21 protein-coding genes are annotated in these 21,914 nt (G+C 74.9%); 13 read left to right on the forward strand and 8 right to left on the reverse strand.

The window, feature by feature from the left end; all coding sequences use genetic code 11:
- Window positions 1–130: 130 nt before the first annotated feature.
- The 10 genes from cpaB to GC157_09160 all read left to right on the forward strand — a co-directional run bounded on the left by cpaB (window position 131) and on the right by GC157_09160 (window position 10,502).
- Window positions 131–883 carry a Flp pilus assembly protein CpaB gene (cpaB, locus tag GC157_09115; GenBank protein ID MBI1377623.1) on the forward strand — a complete coding sequence of 251 codons (753 nt, stop codon included), beginning with the start codon at window positions 131–133 and terminating at the stop codon, window positions 881–883.
- A gap of 10 nt (window positions 884–893) precedes the next feature.
- On the forward strand, window positions 894–2,090 hold the full coding sequence (locus GC157_09120; GenBank protein ID MBI1377624.1) for an AAA family ATPase: 1,197 nt from the start codon (window positions 894–896) through the stop codon (window positions 2,088–2,090).
- Window positions 2,087–3,469, forward strand: coding sequence for a CpaF family protein (locus GC157_09125; GenBank protein MBI1377625.1), 1,383 nt, complete (start codon window positions 2,087–2,089; stop codon window positions 3,467–3,469). Before GC157_09120 ends, GC157_09125 begins: the two co-directional genes overlap by 4 nt.
- Before the next feature lies 1 nt (window position 3,470).
- Complete coding sequence (locus GC157_09130) at window positions 3,471–5,480, forward strand: VWA domain-containing protein (protein MBI1377626.1); 2,010 nt, start codon at window positions 3,471–3,473, stop codon at window positions 5,478–5,480.
- A gap of 2 nt (window positions 5,481–5,482) precedes the next feature.
- Window positions 5,483–6,412: a type II secretion system F family protein gene (locus GC157_09135; GenBank protein ID MBI1377627.1), complete on the forward strand. Its 930-nt coding sequence runs from the start codon at window positions 5,483–5,485 to the stop codon at window positions 6,410–6,412.
- Window positions 6,413–6,425: 13 nt separating this feature from the next.
- Window positions 6,426–7,439, forward strand: coding sequence for an AAA family ATPase (locus GC157_09140; protein ID MBI1377628.1), 1,014 nt, complete (start codon window positions 6,426–6,428; stop codon window positions 7,437–7,439).
- Window positions 7,440–7,528: 89 nt separating this feature from the next.
- Complete coding sequence (locus GC157_09145; GenBank protein ID MBI1377629.1) at window positions 7,529–9,157, forward strand: hypothetical protein; 1,629 nt, start codon at window positions 7,529–7,531, stop codon at window positions 9,155–9,157.
- A gap of 94 nt (window positions 9,158–9,251) precedes the next feature.
- Complete coding sequence (locus tag GC157_09150; GenBank protein ID MBI1377630.1) at window positions 9,252–9,872, forward strand: response regulator; 621 nt, start codon at window positions 9,252–9,254, stop codon at window positions 9,870–9,872.
- 157 nt (window positions 9,873–10,029) lie between these two features.
- On the forward strand, window positions 10,030–10,218 hold the full coding sequence (locus GC157_09155) for a Flp family type IVb pilin (protein MBI1377631.1): 189 nt from the start codon (window positions 10,030–10,032) through the stop codon (window positions 10,216–10,218).
- A gap of 56 nt (window positions 10,219–10,274) precedes the next feature.
- Window positions 10,275–10,502 carry a Flp family type IVb pilin gene (locus GC157_09160; GenBank protein MBI1377632.1) on the forward strand — a complete coding sequence of 76 codons (228 nt, stop codon included), beginning with the start codon at window positions 10,275–10,277 and terminating at the stop codon, window positions 10,500–10,502.
- A 1-nt stretch (window position 10,503) separates the two neighbouring features.
- Here GC157_09160 and GC157_09165 read toward each other — a convergent pair whose 3' ends face one another.
- From GC157_09165 to GC157_09190, 6 genes are all read right to left on the reverse strand, one after another.
- The gene (locus tag GC157_09165; protein MBI1377633.1) at window positions 10,504–11,769 is read right to left on the reverse strand and encodes a M48 family metalloprotease; all 1,266 of its coding nucleotides are present in this window, start codon (window positions 11,767–11,769) and stop codon (window positions 10,504–10,506) included.
- Window positions 11,770–11,805: 36 nt separating this feature from the next.
- Window positions 11,806–13,305 carry a hypothetical protein gene (locus tag GC157_09170; GenBank protein MBI1377634.1) on the reverse strand — a complete coding sequence of 500 codons (1,500 nt, stop codon included), beginning with the start codon at window positions 13,303–13,305 and terminating at the stop codon, window positions 11,806–11,808.
- 225 nt (window positions 13,306–13,530) lie between these two features.
- Window positions 13,531–14,730, reverse strand: coding sequence for a hypothetical protein (locus tag GC157_09175; GenBank protein MBI1377635.1), 1,200 nt, complete (start codon window positions 14,728–14,730; stop codon window positions 13,531–13,533).
- 435 nt (window positions 14,731–15,165) lie between these two features.
- Window positions 15,166–15,489 carry a hypothetical protein gene (locus tag GC157_09180; GenBank protein ID MBI1377636.1) on the reverse strand — a complete coding sequence of 108 codons (324 nt, stop codon included), beginning with the start codon at window positions 15,487–15,489 and terminating at the stop codon, window positions 15,166–15,168.
- Window positions 15,490–15,598: 109 nt separating this feature from the next.
- On the reverse strand, window positions 15,599–16,768 hold the full coding sequence (locus tag GC157_09185) for a CoA transferase (protein ID MBI1377637.1): 1,170 nt from the start codon (window positions 16,766–16,768) through the stop codon (window positions 15,599–15,601).
- 1 nt (window position 16,769) lies between these two features.
- Window positions 16,770–17,042, reverse strand: coding sequence for a hypothetical protein (locus tag GC157_09190; protein MBI1377638.1), 273 nt, complete (start codon window positions 17,040–17,042; stop codon window positions 16,770–16,772).
- 255 nt (window positions 17,043–17,297) lie between these two features.
- Between GC157_09190 and GC157_09195 the strand changes: the two genes are divergently transcribed.
- Window positions 17,298–19,067, forward strand: a complete 1,770-nt coding sequence (locus GC157_09195) for a DEDD exonuclease domain-containing protein (protein ID MBI1377639.1) — start codon at window positions 17,298–17,300, stop codon at window positions 19,065–19,067.
- Between the two features lie 20 nt (window positions 19,068–19,087).
- Window positions 19,088–19,366, forward strand: coding sequence for an Lrp/AsnC family transcriptional regulator (locus tag GC157_09200; GenBank protein MBI1377640.1), 279 nt, complete (start codon window positions 19,088–19,090; stop codon window positions 19,364–19,366).
- A gap of 44 nt (window positions 19,367–19,410) precedes the next feature.
- Here the strand turns inward: GC157_09200 and trpD are convergent, their stop codons facing one another.
- Entirely contained in the window at window positions 19,411–20,505 is a 1,095-nt protein-coding gene (trpD, locus tag GC157_09205; GenBank protein ID MBI1377641.1) for an anthranilate phosphoribosyltransferase, read from the reverse strand.
- 37 nt (window positions 20,506–20,542) lie between these two features.
- Window positions 20,543–20,962: a hypothetical protein gene (locus GC157_09210; protein ID MBI1377642.1), complete on the reverse strand. Its 420-nt coding sequence runs from the start codon at window positions 20,960–20,962 to the stop codon at window positions 20,543–20,545.
- Between the two features lie 214 nt (window positions 20,963–21,176).
- Between GC157_09210 and GC157_09215 the strand changes: the two genes are divergently transcribed.
- Window positions 21,177–21,791 (forward strand): heme-copper oxidase subunit III, encoded by a 615-nt coding sequence (locus GC157_09215; GenBank protein MBI1377643.1) that lies wholly within the window; start codon window positions 21,177–21,179, stop codon window positions 21,789–21,791.
- The last annotated feature ends 123 nt before the right edge of the window (window positions 21,792–21,914 follow it).

The raw sequence follows: 21,914 nt of genomic DNA on the forward strand, positions 1-21,914 counted from the left end.
CCGCCGGGGGTCCGCCCCCGGGGTCCGGGATCGGTGTCGCGGGACCGCGGCCGGGACCGGGCCCGGGGGGCCGGTGCCCCGGTGTCCGATCCGCACCGCGTCCCGCGCGGTCGCACGAGCCGAGGTCCTCATGGGTCGACGTACGCTGCTCCTCGTCGCCGCGCTGGTGATCGCCGCGCTGGGGACCGTCCTGGTGTTCCTGTACGCGCAGAACGCGAAGAACGCCGCCCAGGAGGGCCAGGCGCTGGTCAAGGTCCTGGTCGCCAAGACCCAGATCGAGACCGGCACCACCGGTGCCACCGCCTCCTCGAACGGCGCGTTCGAGGAGGCGCAGGTGCCGCAGAGCACGGTCGTGCCCGGCGCCCTGTCCGACGCCTCGTCGATCGCCAATCTCGTCGCGGTCGTGCCGGTGTTCCCCGGCCAGCAGATCCTCGGGCAGCAGTGGGGCGCGGTGGCGCAGACCTCCGGCCTCGCGCTCCCGGCCGGCACCGTGGCGGTCTCCGTGCAGCTCGACGACCCGCAGCGCGTCGCCGGGTTCGTCTCCCCCGGGTCGAACGTCACGATCTTCACCTACGCCGCGGACGGCACCAAGGACGGCGTGCGCGCCCTGCTGACGCACGTGCCCGTCGTGGCCGTGGGCCCCACCACCGTGGTGTCGCGCACCACCGCGAGCAGCGACCAGACGCAGCCGAGCAACACCGAGCAGATCCCCACCGCGATCCTCACCCTCGCGGTGAGCCAGCAGCAGGCGGAGAAGATCATCTTCGCCTCCGGGAAGGTCTCGGCCACCCAGTACGCCGGTCTCTGGTTCGCCCTGGAGGACAAGAACTCCAAGGTGGCCCAGGGCGATCCCGGCGTCACCTCCAAGAACCTCTTCGGCTGATCGCGCCGACATGACCGCCATCGTCGAGTTCGACCCGCTGGGCGCGGAGTCGATCAAGGGCGCGCTCGGGCCGGACGCGCAGGTGCTGCCCGGCCTGGACGCGCTCCACGAGCACCTCAAGCTCAACCTGTTCGAGGACTGCGTGGTGCTCGGCCCGAGCGTCGACCAGCACGACGCGTTCTCCCTGGCCGAGCAGATGCGGCTGGACCGCCCGAGCCTCGGCGTCGTGCTCGTGCGCCGGCGCATCGACACCGCGGTGCTCTCCGACGCCCTGCGCGCCGGCATCCGCGAGGTGGTGCAGGAGCGCGACCTGGCGGGGCTCTCGGCCGCCGTGCGGCGTCAGCGCGAGATCGCCAGCCGGCTGCGCGAGACGGTCGAGGACGGCGAGGGCGCCGCCGCCGGCCCGAGGCGCGGCCGGGTGGTCACGGTGTTCTCCGCCAAGGGAGGCTGCGGCAAGACCACGCTGTCGACCAACATGGCGGCCTCGATCGCCGCGGCCGGACGCGGCAGCGTCGCCCTGGTGGACCTCGACCTGTCCTTCGGCGACGTCGCCATCGCGCTCCAGCTGTTCCCCACGCACACGATCGCGGACGCCGCAGCGATGGGCGACGACCTCGACGGCCCGGCGCTGACGTCGCTCATGACGCCGCACCGCTCGGGGCTCCAGGCCCTCGTCGCGCCCATGGAGCCCAGCGCCGCCGAGGCCGTGCCGACCCCGCTCGTGGTGCGGATCCTCGAGCTCATGCGCGAGAGCTTCGACTACGTCATCGTCGACACCCCGCCCGCGCTCGACGACAACGTGCTCGCGGCCTTCGACCGCAGCGACGTCGTCGCGCTCATGGCGACGCTCGACATCCCGGCGCTGAAGAACCTCAAGCTCACGCTCGAGACCCTCGACCTCATCGGGTTCCCGCGCGATCGGCTGAAGGTCGTCATCAACCGCTCCGACTCCAAGGTCGGCCTGGCCATGGCCGAGGTCGAGAAGACCCTCAAGACGCCGATCGTCGCGCAGATCCCGTCGAGCCGGGACGTCCCGGCGTCGACCAACCGCGGCGTGGCGCTGGTGTCCGAGGAGCCCAAGCACCCCGTGAGCCTCGCGATCACCGCGTTCCTCGACGAGTACGTGATGAGCACGAACGCCGACGACGCGATCCCGGCACCCATGCGCAAGGACCGGCGGTCGCGCCGGTGGAGGAGGAACCCGTGAGCCTCTCGGACCGACTCGCGCTCGCGCGCCGCGGGCGCACCGGCACTGCACCGGAGCCCGACAACCACGACGGCCCCCGGGTGCGCCGCACCGCGGCCGCCGACCCGTTCCTCGAGCTCAAGCGCGCCGTGCACACGCAGCTGCTCGAGAGCCTCGGCCCGCAGCTGTACGACGCGCGGCTGAGCGAGGACGAGCTCGAGTCGCGCGTGCGCGTGACGCTCCAGGAGGTGCTCGCGCACGAGGACGCTCCGCTCACCTCCGTGGACCGGGCGCGCCTCACCCAGGAGATCTCCGACGACATCCTCGGCTACGGACCGCTCGAGCCGTTCCTGCGCGACCCCGAGGTCACGGAGGTCATGGTCAACGGCCCCACGACGATCTACGTCGAGCGCGCCGGCCGGCTCTACCCGGCCGACGGCCGGTTCAACGACGACGCGCACCTGCGCCGCACGATCGACAAGATCGTCGCCCGCGTCGGCCGTCGCGTCGACGAGTCCTCCCCCATGGTCGACGCGCGCCTGCCCGACGGCAGCCGCGTCAACGCCGTCGTGCCGCCCCTGGCGATCGACGGCCCGTCCCTGACCATCCGCAAGTTCGCCACCGACGCGTTCGAGGCCGAGGACCTGGTGTCCTTCGGCACGGTCACGACGACGGTGGTCGAGTTCCTCGCCCAGTGCGTGCGGGGCCGCCTCAACGTCATGGTGAGCGGCGGCACCGGCGCCGGCAAGACGACCACGCTCAACGTCCTGTCCAGCTTCATCCCGGGCGACGAGCGCATCATCACCATCGAGGACGCCGCCGAGCTCCAGCTGCACCAGGAGCACGTCGTCCGCCTCGAGTCGCGCCCGCCCAACATCGAGGGCCGCGGCGAGGTGCGCATCCGCGACCTGGTGCGCAACGCCTTGCGCATGCGCCCGGACCGCATCGTCGTCGGCGAGGTCCGCGACGCCGCCGCGCTCGACATGCTCCAGGCGATGAACACCGGCCACGACGGGTCGATCTGCACGGCGCACTCGAACAGCCCGCGCGACACGCTCGCCCGCATCGAGACCATGGTGCTCATGGCCGGTGCGGACCTGCCGCTCAAGGCGATCCGCGAGCAGATGGCCGGGGCGCTCGACCTCATCGTGCACCAGACGCGCTTCCGCGACGGTTCACGCCGCATCACGCACGTGACCGAGGTCGTCGGCATGGAGAGCGACATCATCACGCTCCAGGACCTCTTCGTGTTCGACTACTCGGCCGGCTACGACGACGAGGGTGCCCCGCTGGGCACCCTGCGCTCGACCGGCCTGCGGCCCAAGTTCCTCGACAAGCTCGCCGCGCACGGCCTGCACATCGACACCTCGATCTTCGCCTTCGAGCGGTTCGGGGTGTGACATGACGGGCAGGAGCACCCGCGTGCTGGCGCGCGTGGCCGCCGGCGCGCTCGCGCTCGCGGGCGCCGTCGCGCTGGCGGGCCCGGCGTACGCCGCGGACGGCCGGATCGTGTCGGCGACACCGCAGCCCGACGGCCACCTCTCGGTCGTGTTCGCGGCCACCGACACCACCGGCACCGCGTCGATCAACCCGGCCAGCGTGGTCGTCACCATCGACGGGCAGGTCGTGCCGTCGTCCGCGAAGCCGATCGACGTCGCGCCCGTCGTGCCGGACCGCACGTCGCTGCTCGTGATGGACGTCAGCGGCAGCATGACGGCGAAGACGGCGGACGGCCGCACCACCCGCATCCAGGCCGCGCAGGACGCCGCGCGCGCCTACCTCGCCAGCGTCCCCCGCGACGTGAAGGTGGGGCTGATCACCTTCGGCGACAAGGCCGTGCTGCGCGTCGCGCCCACCACGGACCGCACCGCCGTCCTCCGCGCCGTCAACGGCCTCACGCCCGGCGGCAGCACGGTGCTCTACGACGCCGTCGTGCTGGCCGACCGCACGCTCGGCACGAACGGGGTGCGCAACCAGCTGCTGCTCACCGACGGCACCGACGAGGGCAGCCGCACCACCCTGGCGCAGGCCACCGCCGACGTCGCGAAGTCCGGCGCCACGGTCGACGCCGTGTCGCTCGGCACGGACAAGGCGCAGGTGGCCGCGCTGCGGGCGCTCACCACCGCGGGCCAGGGCACCGTGGTGGCCACCAACGACGCCGCGCAGCTCGCGTCGGCGTTCGCCGCCGTGGCCAAGAGCCAGGCCACGCAGGTGGTCGTCGACGTCACCGTGCCGCCGAACGTGGCGGGCACCTCCAAGAACATGACCGTGTCGGCCCAGGCCGGCGGCCAGACCATCGGCGACGCGGGCGTGTTCATCATGCCCGCGGCCGCCACGAGCGGCCCGACCGGCGACGCCGCCGCGTCCTCCGGCCCGCAGCCGGTCGCCGCCCCGGACCCCGGCCTCACCACGGAGCCCTGGTTCCTGCCGGTGGCCCTCGGCCTCGTCGCCCTCGGGCTGTTCACCGTGCTGGCGGTGGCGCTCGTGGCCAGCGACCGCGAGAACAGCACGCGCGGGCGCGTGCGGCGCCGGCTGGCCCGCTACTCCCTGGGCGCGCGCCCGGAGGACGCCCGGCCCGCGGCACCGACGTCGGGCGCAGCGGGTTCGAGCGCCGTGGCGCGCTCGGCGGTGGAGCTCGCGGGCCGCGTGGTGCAGCGCCGCGACATCGACACCGGGCTCGGCGCGATGCTCGACGCCGCCGGCCTGCCGCTGCGGCCGGCCGAGTGGACGCTGATCCACCTCGGCATCGCCATCGGCGCGGCGACGCTGTTCACGCTGATCAGCGGGTTCGCGCTGCTCGCGACGCTGGTCGGCCTGGCGCTCGGCACGCTGCTGCCGTTCGTCTACCTCTCGATGAAGGAGCACCGGCGCAAGGCGGCCTTCGCCGCCGCGCTGCCCGACACCCTCCAGCTGCTCAGCGGCGCGCTGGCCGCCGGCCACTCGCTCCCCCAGGCGGTCGACTCCGTCACGCGCGAGGCGAGCGGCCCGATGGCCAGCGAGCTCAACCGGGCGATCGTCGAGGCCCGTCTGGGCGTGCCGATCGAGGACGCGCTGGAGACGGTCGCGCAGCGCATGGGTTCGGTCGACTTCGGGTGGGTCGTGATGGCCATCAGGATCCAGCGCGAGGTGGGCGGCAACCTGGCCGAGGTGCTGGCGCAGGTGTCTGCAACGATGCGCGAACGCGAGCGGCTGCGCCGCCAGGTGCAGGTGCTCTCCGCCGAGGGCCGGCTCTCCGCCTGGGTGCTCGGCGGCCTGCCCCTGGTGTTCATCGTCTACCTCGTGCTCGTGCGGCCCGAGTACATCGGCCTGCTGGTCACCACCCCGCTCGGCGTGGTGATGATCGTGGTCGGCGTTCTGCTCCTGGCCGTCGGCGCGGTCTGGCTCCGCAAGGTCGTCCGGGTGGAGGTGTGATCGTGACCAGCTGGTTCCTCTACGCCGGGCTCGCGGCGATCTTCGTCGGCCTCGTCGCGGCGGTGGCCGTCACGTTCGTCGGCGGGGAGCGCTCCGGGGTGGCCCGCTCGCTCGCCGCGGTGGAGGCGATCAGCGCCGCGCCGGACCCGATGAGGCGCGAGCTCGACCGGCCCTTCAACGAGCGGGTGACCGGCCCCTTCTTCGCCCGGCTCACCGCGCTGGGGCGCCGCTTCACCCCGGCCGACCAGTCCGCTCGGCTGCGCCGCAAGCTCGACCTGGCCGGCAACCCCGCGGGCTGGGACACCGACCGCGTGCTCGCCTTCAAGATGCTCGGCCTCCTGGTGGGCGCCGCCGTGGGCGTGCTCGTCCCGCTGCTGCTCGGCAGCCTGCTCTGGGCGCTGATCCTGGGCATCGGGCTCGCGGCGCTCGGGCTGTTCACGCCGAACCTGGTGCTCTACCAGATCGCCTACGGGCGGTCCGAGCGCATCCGGCGCGACCTGCCCGACGCCCTCGACCTTCTCGTGATCTCGGTGGAGGCCGGGCTGGGCTTCGACGCCGCGCTCTCCCAGGTGGCGCGCAACACCGAGGGGCCGCTGGCCGAGGAGTTCTTCCGCGTGCTCCAGGAGATGCAGCTCGGCACCGGCCGCGCCGACGCGATGCGCGCGCTGTCGGACCGCACCGACGTCGCGGAGCTGCGCGGGTTCATCACCTCGATGGTGCAGGCCGACAGCTTCGGCATCCCGGTGGCCAATGTGCTGCGCGTGCAGGCCCGCGAGATGCGCATCCGCCGCTCGCAGCGTGCCGAGGAACTGGCGCAGAAGGTGCCGGTGAAGATCCTCTTCCCGCTCATCTTCTGCATCATGCCGGCCCTGTTCATCGTCATCCTCGGGCCGGCGGCGATCCAGATCATCGCGTCCTTCTCCCGACTCTGAGGTGGGGCCCCGCATGGCAGACGACACCGTCGACGCGTTCCGGCTCGCACGGCTCTCCGACGTCCTCGCGGCCACGGACTCGCGGCTGCGCACCGACGGCTCGGCGTCGCTGCGGCCCTGGGCCACCGGCTTCGAGCCGCTCGACAGCTTCCTCTCCGGGGGCCTGCGACCCGGCGAGCTCACCCTGCTCGGCGGCCCGCAGGGGCTCGGCAAGACGACGTTCGCGCTCCAGGTGGCCCGCCGGGCCCTCGCGGCCGGCCGGCCCGTGGTGTACGTGTCCTACGAGCACGACGCCGTCAGCGTGCTCGAGCGCCTCCTCGCGGCGGAGGCCGGTGAGCGCGCCGGCCGGGACGCCGTGTCGCTCAAGGCGGTCCGCGGCCTCATCGAGGGCGACGGCAGCGCCGCGTCGCTGTCGGACAAGCTCGCCGAGACCCCCGGCGGCGCCGAGGCGCTCGCCGCCGTCTCCGCGGACCTCGACCGGCTCTTCGTCCTGCGCGGCGGCGTGCGCACCGCCATCCCGGACATCGCCGAGGCGGTGCGCGCGGTGATCGAGCGCACCGGCGCGCCCCCGCTGGTGATCGTCGACTACGTCCAGAAGGTCGCGGTCGACCTCGCCCAGGGCGACGAGGAGCACCGCATGGCCCGGGTGTCCGGCGAGCTCAAGGACCTCGCGCTCACCGTGGCCGCCCCGGTGCTCGCCATCTCCGCGAGCGACGCCGCCGGCATCGCCGACGGCCGTCGCCTGCGCACCCAGCACCTGCGCGGCGCCTCGGCGCTGGCCTACGAGGCCGACACCGTGCTGGTGCTCAACGAGAAGTACGACGTGGTAGCCCGCCACCACCTGGTGTACGGCGCGGGCAACACCGAGCGCTTCCGCAACTACGCCGTCCTCACGATCGAGAAGAACCGCGGGGGCATGGCCGGCGTCGACATGGAGTTCCGCAAGCGCTTCGACCAGGCGCGCTACGAGCGGCAGGGGCAGCTCGTGGCCGAGCAGCTGGTCGACTCGCGCGTCTTCACCGAGTAGTCCGGCAGGGCCGCGCACGGAACCGGCCGGCGGCCCGGCCGGGCGTGTGACGTGCGCGCGGGCGCCCCGGTGTGCCACCGTCAGTCCTCGTGAGCAGTCATTCGGCGATCGGGCGGATCCGGGCGTCCACCGATCCGGCCGAGGCCATCGTCACCGTCGTGAGGGTGGGGGTCCTCGCGCTGTGCGGCCTCCTCTACTTCCTGAACTCGGCCAAGACCCCGGTCGCCATGGCGCTCATGGTGCTGCTCGCGCTCCTCATGAGCATCCCGATCCCGCTGGAGTTCCTCCGGGCCGGCAAGCCCTTCGTGGAGGCTGCCGCCGCTGCCGCGATCATCGGGCTCACCGCCGACCACCTGACCGGGACCGGCCTGCCCGAGACGCTGCTGCCCTACCTGGTGGTCCCGCCGCTGGCCGCCGGCCTGCTGCTCGGGGCGGCGTCGGCGCTCACGGCCTCGGTGCTCTCGCTGCTGGTGCTCATCCTGACCCAGCTCGACGCCGGGGCCCTCAACGAGTCCAGCTCGAGCATCGCGGAGTGGGTCGGGCTCGGGCTGGCTACCGGGCTGGTCGGCGCGTGGGCCCGGGCGGTCAACACACGCGAGGGCCAGGCCAACTCCACCTACGTGGCCGCGCACCGGCTGCTCACCCGGCTGCGCGACGTGGCCCGCGCGCTGCCCACCGGCCTCGACGAGGTGGCGCTGGCCCAGCAGGTGCTCTCCACGATGAGCGCCGACCTGCACTTCGACCGGGCCGCCCTCTACGCACGCTCGGAGGGCGGGGTGCTCATGCCCCTGGCCTACGGCGGCACCGACCACGTGGAGTGGCTGCCCAGCCCGGACGAGGGCATCTGGGGCAAGGTGTGGCAGACCGGTCAGGTGGTGCAGCAGACCGGCACGTTCAGCGACCCGTCGGCCGGGCACTCGGCCGTGCTGGCGCTGCGACTCGGCGACCGCCGGGTGGGCCTCATCGGCATCGAGCGCCACGGTGGCCCGTGGTCGGCGCGCAGCCTCTCCCGGGCCCAGGCCCTGGCCGACGACGCCGCCCTGCGCATCGACACCGGCCAGCTGTTCTCCGAGGTACGCGCCCTGGCCACCGTCGAGGAGCGCCGCCGCCTCGCCCGGGAGATCCACGACGGCGTGGCGCAGGAGGTCGCCTCGCTGGGCTACGTCGTCGACGACCTGCTGCACCAGCCGCTCGACGAGCGGGCCACCGAGGACCTGATGACGCTGCGGCGCGAGCTCACCCGCATCGTCGACGAGCTGCGGCTGTCGATCTTCGACCTGCGCAGCGACGTGCAGCCGGCCTCGGGCCTCGGCGCCGCGCTCACCAGCTACGTGCGCTCGGTGGGCACCGGGGCGGGCCTCACGGTGCACCTCGTGCTCGACGAGTCGGCCTACCGGCTGCCCATCGAGGCGGAGACCGAGCTGCTGCGGGTGGCGCAGGAGGCCATCACCAACGCCCGCAAGCACGCACGGGCGCGCAACCTGTGGGTCACCTGCCGGGTGGACCCGCCGCGGGCGTTCCTGCGCATCGCCGACGACGGCCGCGGGCTCGGCCAGCCCCGGGCGGACTCCTTCGGCCTGGAGATCATGCGCGAGCGGGCCTCGCGGCTCGGCGCGGCCCTGACCGTGCGCAACCGGGTGGGCGGGGGCACCGTCGTCGAGGTCACTCTCGGTGCTGCTCCGCGGCCCCGCGAGGTGGAGGTCGCGGCGCGCGACTGACCGGGGTGTCACGCTCCGGAGCCGACCCGCGTGGCATGATCCTTCCGACGAGTCGGCTGAAGGGGGGTCCTCGGTGCCGATCAGCGTGCTCCTGGTGGACGACCACGAGCTCATCCGCCAGGGTCTGCGGCGCGCCTTCGAGCGCGACGGCGACTTCGAGGTCGTGGGCGAGGCCTCCACCCTCGCCGACGCGCGCCGGCTGCTGAGCCTGCTCTCCCCCGACGTCGTGATCCTCGACGTGCGCCTGCCCGACGGCAACGGCCTCGAGGCTTGCCGCAAGGTGCGGGCGGACAACTCCGAGATCGGCATCGTGATCCTCACGATGTACGCCGGCGACGACCAGCTGTTCGAGGCCCTCGAGGCGGGCGCCTCGGCGTTCGTGCCCAAGAACGCGCCCTCGGAGGACGTCGTCGCGGCCGCGCGCCACGCGGCCAGCACGCCCCGCTCGTTCACCGCCGACGGGCTCGGCGACGCCATGAAGCGCAAGCTGTCCCCGAGCGGCCCGCAGCTGAGCCCGCGCGAGCGCGAGGTGCTCGGGCTGCTCGCCGACGGGCTCGGCGTGGCGCAGATCAGCCGGCAGCTCTACATCAGCGAGTCGACCACCAAGACCCACATCAGCAAGCTCTACGAGAAGCTCGGCGCGGGCAACCGCGCCCAGGCGCTCATGACCGCCCTCAAGCTGGGCCTGCTCAAGCGCGAGGAGAGCGGACCGTAACCGGATCGGGGCCCAGTCGACCGTTCGGTCGACCCTGTTACGCACGCACGACCGACCTGATCCGCCCTCTCGTCCGATCACGTCGTCACTCTCCGCTGCCACAGTTGTCCCGATGCCCCGCGCGAACACGGGGACACGACAACTGGAGGGGCACCCCATGATCACTCGCATCCGCACCACCCTGCGCCGCGACGAGGGCGCGTCCGCCGTCGAGTACGGCCTCCTCGTGGCCGCCATCGCCGCGGTCATCGTCGCCGTCGTCTTCGTGCTCGGCACGAAGGTCAAGGCCGCGTTCCAGAGCACCTGCGACACCATCAGCCAGAACCAGACCCAGACCAACTGCTGAGGCTCGGGAGGAGGGCTGCCGCGGGTCGACCCCGGCAGCCCTCCTCCGTTTCCTGGATGGGGACCATGACCACGAAGTTGCGCGCCACGCGCACCCGCCGCCTCGCGCTCCTGCGATCGCGCTCGGGCGACCACGGTGCCTCCGCCGTCGAGTACGCGCTGCTCGTCGCCGCCATCGCCGGCGTGATCGTCGCCGTGGTCTTCACCCTCGGCCGGCTGACGAGCACGAACTACACCAGCGCGTGCACCGCCTGGGACACCGCCGCCGGCACGACCGACTGCTGAGTCAGCCCGCGTCGACCACGAGGGCGGGGATCTCGTCGCGACCCTGGGCGCGGGCCCAGGCGCGGGCGGTGGCGATCCGTTCGGGCGAGGTCGGGTGGGTGCCGAACCACAGGTGCAGCAGTCGCGGCGGGCGCAGCGCCGCGATGTTCACCACGGCCAGCGACCGGTGCATCCGCGCTACGGTGAGCGGGTCGGCCGCGAGCCCGAGGCAGTGCAGGTCGGCCCGGCGCTCCACCCGGCGCGACACCGCGTTCTGCACGGGCGCGCCGAGCAGCCCGGCCCAGGCGCCCGCCGCCAGCAGCAGGCCCACCACGGCCGGGTCGTCGGCGCCCGTCACGTGGGCGAGGTCGAGCAGCGCCGGCCACGCGAGCAGCACCGCCGCGCCCACCACCCCGAGCGCCGCGCCGCCGGCGCCCAGCAAGGTTCCGGTGCGGACGTCGTGCGCGACCACGTGACCGAGCTCGTGCGCCACAACGGCGCGCACCTCGTCGTCGCGTCCCCGGTCCAGCAGCGTGTCGTGCACGACGATGCGACGGGTGGCGCCCAGGCCGGACACGTACGCGTTGAGCGCCGTCGTGCGCCGTGAGGCGTCGGCCACCAGCACGTCGCGCACCGCGACGCCGTCGGCCGCGGCGAGCGCGAGCAGGTCGCGGCGCAGGTCGCCGTCGGGCATCGGCGTCACCCGGGCGAAGAGCGGCTCCACCACCACGGGGAGCAGGAACGACAGCGCGACGACGAGCCCCGCCGCGACGAGCGCGACCGGCCACCACCACGAGTCCGGCCACCAGCGCACGGCCAGCAGCCAGCCCAGCAGTGCCAGCCCGACCAGCACCCAGGCGAGGGCGAAGGAGACCAGCACGTCGCGGGCCCAGCGCCGCCAGCTGCCGGTGGCCAGGCCGTAGGCGACCGACGCCCGGCGCACGGCGACCGAGCCGGGCAGCGTGGTCAGCCGCGTGACGGCGAGCACGAGAGTCGTGGCCAGGAGCACCTGGAGCCACCACGGCCCGTCGACGGAGTCGACCACCCCGCGCACGGCACCGGTCAGCACGAGCGCGGTCGGCACCAGCACGTCCAGCGCCGCCGCGAGCAGCCCCCACGGACGCACGCGACGCCGGAACGCGCGCTCGCGGGCCCGCTCGGAGTCGGTGAAGTCGCGCGCGAGGTCGTCGTCACCCACCGGGGGCACCGGCTGGGCGGGCACGGCGCGCACGGTCACCACCGCGAGCAGCACGACGCCAAGCACGAGCACGACGAGCGGGAGCAGCACGGGCACCGGGCCATCGTCCCCGATCGCGCCGGCGCCTCAGCGCAGCGCGGCCATGCGGGCGCGCCACGCGATGACGAACGCGGGGGTGCCCTTGCCGGTCACCTCGCGCAGGGCGTGGTCGAGGTTCTCGGCCGGCGTGCCGGTGCCCGAGCGGACCGCCCGGTAGAGCTTCACCAGCGCGGCCTGCCCGTAGGTGTCCGCGACCATCCGGCAGGCGAGGTCAGACGACTCGTAGGCCAGGTCGATGGCCCCGTGGTGGAACTGCGCGTCCGTGGGCAGCGACGTCGGCGCCTTGCCCTTGCGGACCGCGGTCACCAGCTCCGACCAGGCCGAGCGCTCGGGGATGCCGGTGCCGGAGTACCCGACGTACTCGGCGAAGCCCTCCTCCAGCCACAGCGGCACGCCGGGCGTGGCCGGGGCCGCGGTCGCGACGTGGGTGATCTCGTGGCGCAGCACCACCTCGCGCCCCAGCGTGCTCACGTCCGAGAGACCGACGGTGTTGGTCCACACCCGGAAGGCCGTGCGCGACGGCGGGGCGCCCTTGCTCTCCCCCGTGGTGACCGCGGCGAAGTCGGTGAGGAAGGTGTCGCTCTGCGACAGCGCCCGCGCGAGCTGGTCGAGCGACTTCGGCACGATGACGACCGGGTGCTGGTTCCAGTCGGTGCCCCAGATGGCCGTGACGTCCGGGGTGACGGCGTCGGCGATGTCGGCGTACCGCTGGAGCACCTCCGGCCGCTGGTCGATCCCGATCACCAGGCTGTGCGGTCCCGCGACCACCGAGAGGTCGCCGAGGTCCCACGGCTGGAGGCGCTGGGAGTCGCTCGACTCGTGCGACACCAGCCAGCCCGACGCCGTGTGCTGCAAGGTCATCCGCTCGCTGACGATCGCGTCGGCGGTGTCGACCGACAGCCGCATGTGCACGTCGACGAGCAGCGAGTCGACGTCCGGCGCCGTGGCGACGTCGGAGCGCACCTCGTAGCGCCAGCGGGTGATGGGGAGCGCGCGCAGCCGCGAGAACGCCGGCGCCGTCGCGTAGGAGGTCTGGGTGGCCTTCCAGCCGCGCAGGTCGTCGTGCACGACCGCCGTGCCGCGGGCGTCGAGCACGGTGCCGATCGCCGCGGTGCGCGCCGAGTCCTCGGTGCCGTGGGTGGTGGCGCCGGCCGGGCCGGTGCCCAGCCCGGCGGCCGACCACCTGCCCGCGGTGCCCACGATCGCGGGGACCGCGACGACGAGCCCGGCGATCAGGCTCACCACGAGAGCGACCGTGGCGACGAGCAGCGCCACGCTGCTGCGCGGCGGCAGCCCGGCGGGCTGGGGAACGGGCGGCGGCGGGAACGGCGTGCGGCCGGCCGGCGGAGGAGCCGCGGCCTGGACCGTCGGGGGCGGGAGCGCGACGGCGGCCCCCGGCGTGGGCGCGGGCAGCAGCGAAACCAGGGGCGGCGCGGGCGGTGCGGGGGGCGGGCCGTGCACGACGACCGCCGGCTGCGGGCCCGGCGGCTGCGGGCCGTGGCCGACGTCGTCCCCCGGGTCGCTCACGCACCCACCGTAAGCGGCCGGCGCCTGCCGGTCATCACCGGTCCGGACGGGTCGGCGGGCCGCTCGTCCGATGCCCCGCCGGGGCGCGGGTCGCGCTCACGGCAGCGGCGGACCCGTTCGCCCGCCCCTGCAGCACGCCTGCACGACCCCCGCGGGGAGGCCGGCCCCGGACGCACGAGTGCCCGGGCGCTTCGCGCCCGGGCACTCGTAGGTGCGTCGCTGCGGTCAGGCCACGCGGCCCGCACCCGAGTAGCGCTCGCCGTACCACGGCCCCCAGGCGGCGATGATCTCCACGCCGGCGCCGGGGTTGGAGGCGCTCACCATCATGCCGCCGCCGATGTACATGGCGACGTGGTGCGCGCCGTAGCCGAAGTAGAAGAGCAGGTCGCCCGGGCGCAGCTCGCTGCGGCTGATGTGCCGGGTGACGCCGTACTGCGCGTAGGAGTAGTGCGGCAGCGAGACGCCGGCGGCGCGGTAGGCGGCCATCGTGAGCCCGGAGCAGTCGAACACGCTCGGACCGGCACCGCCGGCCACGTAGGAGTGCCCCACCTTGGACAGCGCGTACTGCACCGCGATGCGCGCCCGGCTCGACTCCGAGCCCGACGACGACCCGCTGCTGCCGGAGTCGCTGCCGCTGCTGCTGCCGCCCGAGCTGCCGCGCGAGTGCGAGCTCGAGCTCGAGCTGGAGCTGGAGCTGGAGGTGTGCTGCACGGAGGCGGCGGCCCGCGCCTGCGCCGCGGCGGCGGCCTTGGCGTCGGCCGCGCGCTTGGCGGCGGCGATCTTGGCCAGCCGGGCCCGCTCGTCGGCCTTGAGCGAGGACAGCAGCGCCTGAGCGGCGGCGAGCTTGTCGTCGACCTTCTGCTTCTGCGCCTTCGCGTCCGCGGCCGCCGAGTCGGCGGCCACCTGCTGCTGGGCGAGCTGGAGCTTGAGCTGGGCCAGCCGCACCCGCGCAGCCTCGGTGCGGCGCAGCGAGGTGCCCTGCGACCGGGCGATCTGGTCGAGGTCGGCGGTCTGGTCGAGGAACTGCTGGGGGTTGTCGGCCAGCAGGGCCTGGAGCCCGGGGTCGATGCCGCCGGTGGCGTAGGCGGTGCGCGCCATCGCGTCGACGGCGGTCGCGACCTGGCCGTAGGCCTTCTCCGCGGCGGCGATGCGCAGCTTGAGCACGGCGATCTTCTGGGCGATCTCGGCCTGGTGGGCGCGTGCGGCGTCCCACGCGTCGGCGGCGTCGGCCGCCTCGCGCTGCAACGCGAGGATCTGGTCCTCGACCTGGGCGATGGTCGCGGTGGGCGCGGCGGTGGCCGACGACCCGATGGCCGAGGCACCGATACCGCCCCCGACGACGACCGCACACACGGTCAGGGGCACGAGCACGCGGATCCGGCGGATCCCACGCAGGCGCACGAGCGCCGACGTCCTGGTCGCCACGAAGGCGGCCTCCCTCTCCCGTACCGCATACCGGGTGAGCTGACGGGCTCGGGCGGGAAGATCGCCCTACCACGGCTCGGGTCCGGCCGACGTCGTGCACCGGTCCTCACCGCGGATTCGCCCCAGGGGAAGTTGGGTCCCCGGCTCCGTGCGAGCCCTCCTGGCGGGGGGGCTCACGACGAACTCTGCGGGGTGGTCGCTGCCGTCGGCTGACAGCGCCTCGCGACCACCTGCCGGGGACCCTACCAGGAGATCCGTCGCCGTCACGCCGTCTGGCCGACATCTGCTCGTCATGTCTCCGTGATCGATCCGTGACCGCGTCCCGGGTGTCACGGGCGACAGGACGAGGTGATTTCGGACCGTGTCCGGGCGACTACTCTCCGACCACCCCGCCGGGTGCGCCGCGCCGCGACCCCCGTGCGCCGGGGCAACCGCTCAGCCGGCGGCCCGTCCCGCGTCCGCGGCGCGGCGCGCCCGGCCGGGGCGCGGGCTCGGTCCCGCCGTCTCCCCCGCGGCCGGTGACCCCGGCGCGGCGGGCTCGCCCGGCGAGCCGTGGGCACCCGCGTCCGGCGCGTCGCCGGTGAGCAGGCGCAGTGGCGGGACGAGACCGGACTCGGCGAGCACCGCCAGCGCGGCGACCTCCTCGCCGGGCAGGCCGCCGTCGACCAGCAGCGCGTCCGGCGGACCGAGCAGGAAGGTGACGACGCAGTCGCCGCACGCGGGACCGCGCGCCACGCAGGTGTCGCAGTCGACGATCATGGGCACCTCGGCTCGACGCTCGGGTCCGGGCCGTCCCGGACCACCTGCCGACGACGCTAGGTCGGGGGTCCGACAGCGCGTCCGACAGGCCGCACCCGCGCCGGTGCGCTCAGGCCGTGGCGCCCGCGGCGCGCAGCGCGGCCAGGTCGACGCCGAGGGCGCCGAGCACCTCGTCGGTGTGCTCGCCCAGCCCCGGCGCGCGCGAGGGGGCCGGCGGCGCCGGCGCCCAGGCGGCGGAGCGCCCCACCACCGCCGTGGACCCGTCGGCGAGGGGGACGTCCACGGTGACGCCACGGGCACGCAGGTCCGGGTCGGCCAGGGCGTCGGCCACCGTGCGCACGGGGCTCACGCAGGTGTGGTCGTGCTCGAGCAGGTCGAGCCAGTCCTGGCGGGGCCGGCCCGCGAACAGGGCGACGAGCCGCCCGTGCAGGGCGTCCTGCCCGGCGACGTCGTACTGCGCCGCGGCCAGGTCGGGCTCGCCCACGAGCTCCGCGATCCGCGCGAAGAACTGCGGCTCGAGCGCCCCCACCGCCAGCTCGAGGCCGTCGGCGCAGCGGTAGACGCCGTAGCAGCCCAGGCCGCCGGTGAGCGCGTCGGGCACCGGGGGCGGGGCGCCCGTGGCGACGACGGCGCCCTGCGCCATGGGGGTGAACGACAGCGCGGAGTCGACCATCGTGACGTCGGCGCGGAACCCGGTGCCGCCAGCGGCCGAGCGCAGCCCGCTCACCGCCGCGAGCGCCGCGTGCAGGCCGGTCGCGAAGTCCGCGACCGGCACCGGCGGGAGCGGGGGCATGCCGTCCGGGCCGCGCGAGAGCCCGAGCACCCCGGCGTAGGACAGCGCGTTGAGGTCGTGGCCGGGCAGCGCGGCGCGCCCGCCGTCGCCGTACGCCGTCAGCGACACGTGCACGAGCGCGCCGTTCGCGGCGGCGAGCGCCTCGGCGCCCAGCCCGAGCCGGTCGAGCACGCCAGGGCGGAACGAGTCGAGCAGGACGTCCGCGCTCGCCACGAGGGCGAGGAACGCCTCGCGCCCGGCCGCGCTCTTGAGGTCGAGGGTCACCGAGCGCTTGCCGTGGCACAGCGCGACGAAGACCCCGGACTCCCCGGACTCCGTGAACGGCGGGGTGACGCGCAGCCCGTCGCCACCGCGCGGGTCCTCCACCTTGACCACGTCGGCCCCGAGCCCGACGAGCAGCGAGGTCGCGAACGCCCCGGGCAGCAGCCGGGTGAGGTCGACGACGCGGACCCCGGCCAGCGGGGCGCCCGGCTCGGCCGCCGGCACGTCAGCCCGCGTCCGCCGTCGGGTCCTCGGACGGGCCGCCCGCCTCGGGGCGCGGCACGACCTCGACCGCGTCGCCGTCGGCCCCGCACCAGCGGCACGAGACGGACTCGACGGCCTCGCTCACGACCTCGGTCTCCTCGACCGCCGCCTCGCCGCCGAGGTCGAGGTGCCAGAACTCGCGGACCCGGCTCGAGCGCACGACGTCGAAGCGCGTGAGGTTGCCGCAGCGCGAGCAGCGCCAGCGGCTCCGGGCATCGGGAAGGACGACGGCCACAGCTCGCTCCTCGTCGGCGGTACCAGGCTGCACGCCGGCCGCGGGGTGGCGTCCGGCGCCCCGACCCTACGGCGGCGCGCCTCACCGGCGCCGTCGCACCCCCCGCCTACCGTCGACGACGTGAGCCCGCACGTCCCCACCCCGGCGTCGCTCGTGCACGTCGCCGGCCGGCGCACGGGCCGCAGCTACGACGCCCTCCCGGGGCTCGACGCGCCACGGCCCGGCCCAGCCGCGCGGCCGGTCGCCGCGACCCGGGTGGAGCCGGAGCACCTCGCCCGCCGGCGGCCCGCGCAGCCCACCTTCGACGACCTCGGCACGCCGCTGCCGGAGGTCACGTTCGTCGTCGTCGACCTCGAGACCACCGGCGGCACGCCCTCGGAGGCCGGCATCACCGAGATCGGGGCGGTCAAGGTGCGCGGCGGCGAGGTGCTCGGCGAGTTCCAGACCCTCGTGCAGCCGGGGGTGTCCGTGCCGCCGTTCATCGCGCTGCTCACCGGCATCACCGACGCGATGCTCGTCGACGCGCCGCCGCTCGGCGCCGCGGTTCCGGCGTTCCTGGACTTCGCCGCGGGGTCGGTGCTCGTCGCGCACAACGCGCCCTACGACGTCTCCTTCCTCAAGGGCGCCTGCGCCCGGCTCGGCCGGCCCTGGCCGGAGCACACCGTCGTCGACACCGCCCGCCTGGCCCGCGCCGTCCTGCTGCGCGACGAGGTGCGCAACTGCAAGCTCGGCACCCTCGCGCAGCACTTCCGCGCCTCCACCGTGCCGGACCACCGCGCCCTGTCGGACGCCCGCGCCACCGTCGACGTGCTGCACGGCCTCATCGAGCGCGTGGGCAGCCTCGGCGTCCACTCCCTCGAGGACCTCGCCACCTACACCTCGCGGGTCAGCCCGTCGCAGCGCCGCAAGCGCCACCTCGCCGAGGGGCTGCCGGACTCCCCCGGCGTCTACGTCTTCCGCGACTCGCAGGGCCGGGCGCTGTACGTCGGCAAGTCCGGGCGCATCCGCTCGCGGGTGCGCACCTACTTCACCGCGTCGGAGAAGCGCACCCGCATGGCCGAGATGGTCGGGATCGCCGAGCGCGTCGACGCGATCCCCTGCGCGACCCCGCTCGAGGCGGAGGTGCGCGAGCTGCGCCTGATCGCCGAGCTCGCCCCGCGCTACAACCGGCGCAGCCGCAACCCCGAGCGGGCGGTGTGGGTCAAGCTCACCGCCGAGCCGTTCCCGCGGCTGTCCGTGGTGCGCCGGGTGCGCGACGACGCCGCGTCCGGCGCGGCCTACCTCGGCCCCTTCCGGTCCCGCCGCACCGCGGGCGAGGCCGTCGAGGCGCTGCAGGCCGCGATCGGGCTGCGCACCTGCACCGACCGCATCTCCCCCACGCGCACGTCGTCGGCGTGCGCCCTGGCCGAGATGGGACGCTGCGCAGCGCCCTGCGTCGGGGCGGTCGACGTCGCCGGCTACGCCCCGCTCGTGGAGGCGGCCCGGCACGCGCTGCTCGACGACGTCCGCGCCGTGGAGGCCGCGCTGCTGGCGCGGCTGCGCACCCTCGCGGCGGACCTGCGCTACGAGGAGGCGGCGCAGTGGCGCGACCGGCTCGAGGCCTTCGCCCGCGGCGCGGCGACGGCCCAGGAGATCTCCGCCCTCGCCGCCCACGCGCAGCTCGTCGCCGCACGGCCGGTGGCCGACGGCGGCTGGGAGGTGCACGTCGTGCGCCACGGCCGGCTCGCAGGTGCGGCGTCGGTGCCGCCCGGCGTCGACCCCCGCCCGGTCGTCGACGCGCTGCTGGCCACCAGCGAGGACGTCGCCGCCGGTGCGGGCCCGGCGCCGGCCGCGCTCGTGGAGGAGACCACCCGCATCCTGCGCTGGCTCGAGAGCGACGGCGTGCGCCTGGTGCCCCAGGCCCGGGCGACGCCCTGGGCGCTGCCCGCGCACGGGGCCGCGGGGCTGCTCGCCCGGCTCGCGGCGGCGGCCCGCACCGACGTGCTGCGCCTGCCCGCCGCGCACAGCCTGCGCCCCGCGGGCTGACCCGGGCCTAGGGTGACGCCATGGTCACCGCTCTCGTGTTCATCCGCACCGAGCTGCACGCCGTCAACGACGTCGCCGAGACCGTCGCCGGTATCGACGGCGTGAGCGAGGTCTACTCCGTGACCGGCGACCTCGACCTCGTGGCGCTGGTGCGGGTGCGGGCCCTCGAGGACGTCAGCGCCGTGGTCACCGACGGGATCGCCCGCGTGGAGGGCATCGCGGAGACCGAGACGCACATCGCGTTCCGCACCTACAGCCGCCACGACCTCGAGGCCGCGTTCTCCATCGGCCTGGACTGACGCCGCCCACGTCCGGCGGAGCCGGGCGCGGGGACGTCCGGCGGTCAGCGGCCGGCGAGCCGGCCGGACACCTCGATCCAGCGTGCCAGCACCGCCCCGGCGGCGCCGTCGTCGACCGCCTGCGCCGCGCGCGGCAGGGCCGCCGCGATCCGGTCGCCGGCGCTCCCCGGGCCGGGGTCGCCGGCCGCCGCGTCGTGCGCCACCAGGGCGGCCGCGGCACCGAGCAGCACGGCGTCGCGCACCGGGTCGAGGGCCGCGGAGCGCTCGCCGCCGAGGACGGCGCGGGCCACCGCGGCGTTGTAGTCCGCGTCCCGGCCGCGCAGCGCCTCCGGCGCGCACCGGGCGATCCCGAGGTCGGCGGCGTCGACCACCGACTCCACGACCGCGGCACCGGTGGCGTCCCACACCCGGGTGGGCGCGCCGGTGGACAGCTCGTCGAGGCCGTCCTCGCCGCGCACGACGATGGCCCGGGTGCCGCGGCTGCGCAGCGCCTCGGCCATCACCGGGGCCAGCCGCAGGTCCGCGCACCCCACGAGCTGGGCGGCGGGCCGGGCCGGGTTGGCCAGCGGCCCGAGCACGTTGAACACGGTGCCCACGCCCAGCTCGCGCCGGGCCACCGCGGCGTGGCGCATCCCGGGGTGGAAGACGGGGGCGAAGCAGAAGGCGATCCCGGCCTGCTCCACGCACGGCCCGATGAGCTCGGCGGGCAGGTCCACCGTGACGCCGAGGGCCTCCAGGACGTCGGCCGAGCCCGCCGCCGAGCTCGCCGCGCGGTTGCCGTGCTTGACCACGGGGGCCCCGGTGGCGGCCACCACCACCGCCGACATGGTGGAGATGTTGACGGTGTTGGAGCGGTCGCCGCCGGTGCCGCAGGTGTCGACCAGGGCCCCGACCGAGGCCGGGACCGTGACGGACGAGGCGTGGGCCAGCATCGCCGAGACCAGCCCGGCCACCTCGGGGGCGGTCTCGCCCTTGGCCCGCAGCGCGACCAGGAAGCCGGCGAGCTGCACCGGGGTGGCGTCGCCGGACATCACGCGGCCCATGGCCCACGCGGCGTCGTCGGCGGAGAGGTCCTCGCGGCGCAGCAGGGCGGCGGTGAGGTCGGCCCAGGCGCGCGGGTCGTCCGAGGAGGTCGTCACGGCCGAAACCCTAGCCAGGCCGCCTCCGGGCGCCGCGTCAGTTGCCGGTGACGGCCAGGCGGGGACGCAGCAGGGACGCCGCGGTGCGGGCCAGCACCACCGGGTCGATCGGGTGCGGCACCACGGCCTCGGCCTGCGACCAGGTGGCCAGCCACGCGTCCTGGGGGCGGCCGATGATCAGCAGCACCGGCGGCGCCTGGTAGATCTCGGTCTTCATCCGCTTGGCGATGCCCATGCCGCCGGACGGCACGGCCTCGCCGTCGAGGATCGCGAGGTCCACCCCGCCCTCCTCGAGCCGGCGGATCACCGCGGGCTCCGTGGCGGTCTCGACGTACTCGACCCGGGGCAGGTCCGCGGCGGGACGGCGCCCCAGCGCGGCGCGGACGGCCGCACGCACCGTCGCGTCGTCGCTGTAGACCAGGACCGTCAGGGTGGGCTCGGAGTCCGCGGTGCTCATGCGCGAATCGTATCGGTGCGCGCCGGCCGCGCCCCGCCGAGCCGGACGGCGCCCGCCGGGGGCCCGCGGGTCCCTCGCAGGGGGCTCGCGACGGCTCCCGCGGCGCCCGTCGTGACCGCCCTGTGACCTGCGCGTACCCGCATCCGGACACCTGCGCCACGACGCGCCCCGGAGTCGGGGGGTGGGGGGGCCAGGTGGGTCCGGACCTGACACAATGCCGCGCGTGGCGACCGCAACCGTGTCCGAGACCGCAGCCGCGCACCCGCCGGCCAACCGCCCCAACATGGTGTCCGTCGGCACCATCGTCTGGCTGGCGAGCGAGCTCATGTTCTTCGCCGCCCTCTTCGCGATGTACTTCACGATGCGGGCGGTCAACCTCGAGACCTGGTCCGACTACACCGAGAAGCTGAACATCCCGTTCGCCACGGTCAACACGATCATCCTCGTGCTGTCGTCGGTGACCTGCCAGCTCGGTGTGTTCGCGGCCGAGCGCGGCGACGTCCGGCGCCTGCGGATGTGGTTCATCATCACGTTCGTCATGGGCGCGGTCTTCATCGCGGGCCAGGTCACGGAGTACGCCCAGCTCGTGCAGGAGGGCATCACGCTGTCCTCCTCGGCGTACGGCTCGGTCTTCTACCTCACCACCGGCTTCCACGGCATGCACGTGACGGGCGGCCTCATCGCCTTCCTGTTCGTGCTGGGGCGCACCTACGCGTCGCGCCGGTTCACCCACCGCCAGGCCACCACCGCGATCGTCGTGTCGTACTACTGGCACTTCGTCGACGTCGTGTGGATCGGCCTGTTCACCATGATCTACCTCATCAAGTGACCCCACCGACCCGCGTGACGCGCTGACCCTCGCCCACCTCACCGACCAGTGAAGGCGCTCAAGTGACCAGCACCTCCGTACGACGGCACAAGGCCACCGGACTCCTCGTCCTGCTCGGCGCCC

This window comes from Frankiales bacterium (genome assembly GCA_016125335.1).
Taxonomy (GTDB): Bacteria; Actinomycetota; Actinomycetes; order S36-B12; family CAIYMF01; genus Longivirga.

Bases quoted from the DNA above. Each gene is read 5' to 3' on its own strand.
- GC157_09160 (MBI1377632.1), top strand. From the start codon at position 10,275: ATGGGGACCATGACCACGAAGTTGCGCGCCACGCGCACCCGCCGCCTC.
- GC157_09130 (MBI1377626.1), top strand. From the start codon at position 3,471: ATGACGGGCAGGAGCACCCGCGTGCTGGCGCGCGTGGCCGCCGGCGCG.
- cpaB (MBI1377623.1), top strand. From the start codon at position 131: ATGGGTCGACGTACGCTGCTCCTCGTCGCCGCGCTGGTGATCGCCGCG.
- GC157_09200 (MBI1377640.1), top strand. From the start codon at position 19,088: ATGGTCACCGCTCTCGTGTTCATCCGCACCGAGCTGCACGCCGTCAAC.
- GC157_09120 (MBI1377624.1), top strand. From the start codon at position 894: ATGACCGCCATCGTCGAGTTCGACCCGCTGGGCGCGGAGTCGATCAAG.
- GC157_09180 (MBI1377636.1), bottom strand. From the start codon at position 15,489: ATGATCGTCGACTGCGACACCTGCGTGGCGCGCGGTCCCGCGTGCGGC.
- GC157_09215 (MBI1377643.1), top strand. From the start codon at position 21,177: ATGCCGCGCGTGGCGACCGCAACCGTGTCCGAGACCGCAGCCGCGCAC.
- GC157_09155 (MBI1377631.1), top strand. From the start codon at position 10,030: ATGATCACTCGCATCCGCACCACCCTGCGCCGCGACGAGGGCGCGTCC.
- GC157_09140 (MBI1377628.1), top strand. From the start codon at position 6,426: ATGGCAGACGACACCGTCGACGCGTTCCGGCTCGCACGGCTCTCCGAC.
- GC157_09210 (MBI1377642.1), bottom strand. From the start codon at position 20,962: ATGAGCACCGCGGACTCCGAGCCCACCCTGACGGTCCTGGTCTACAGC.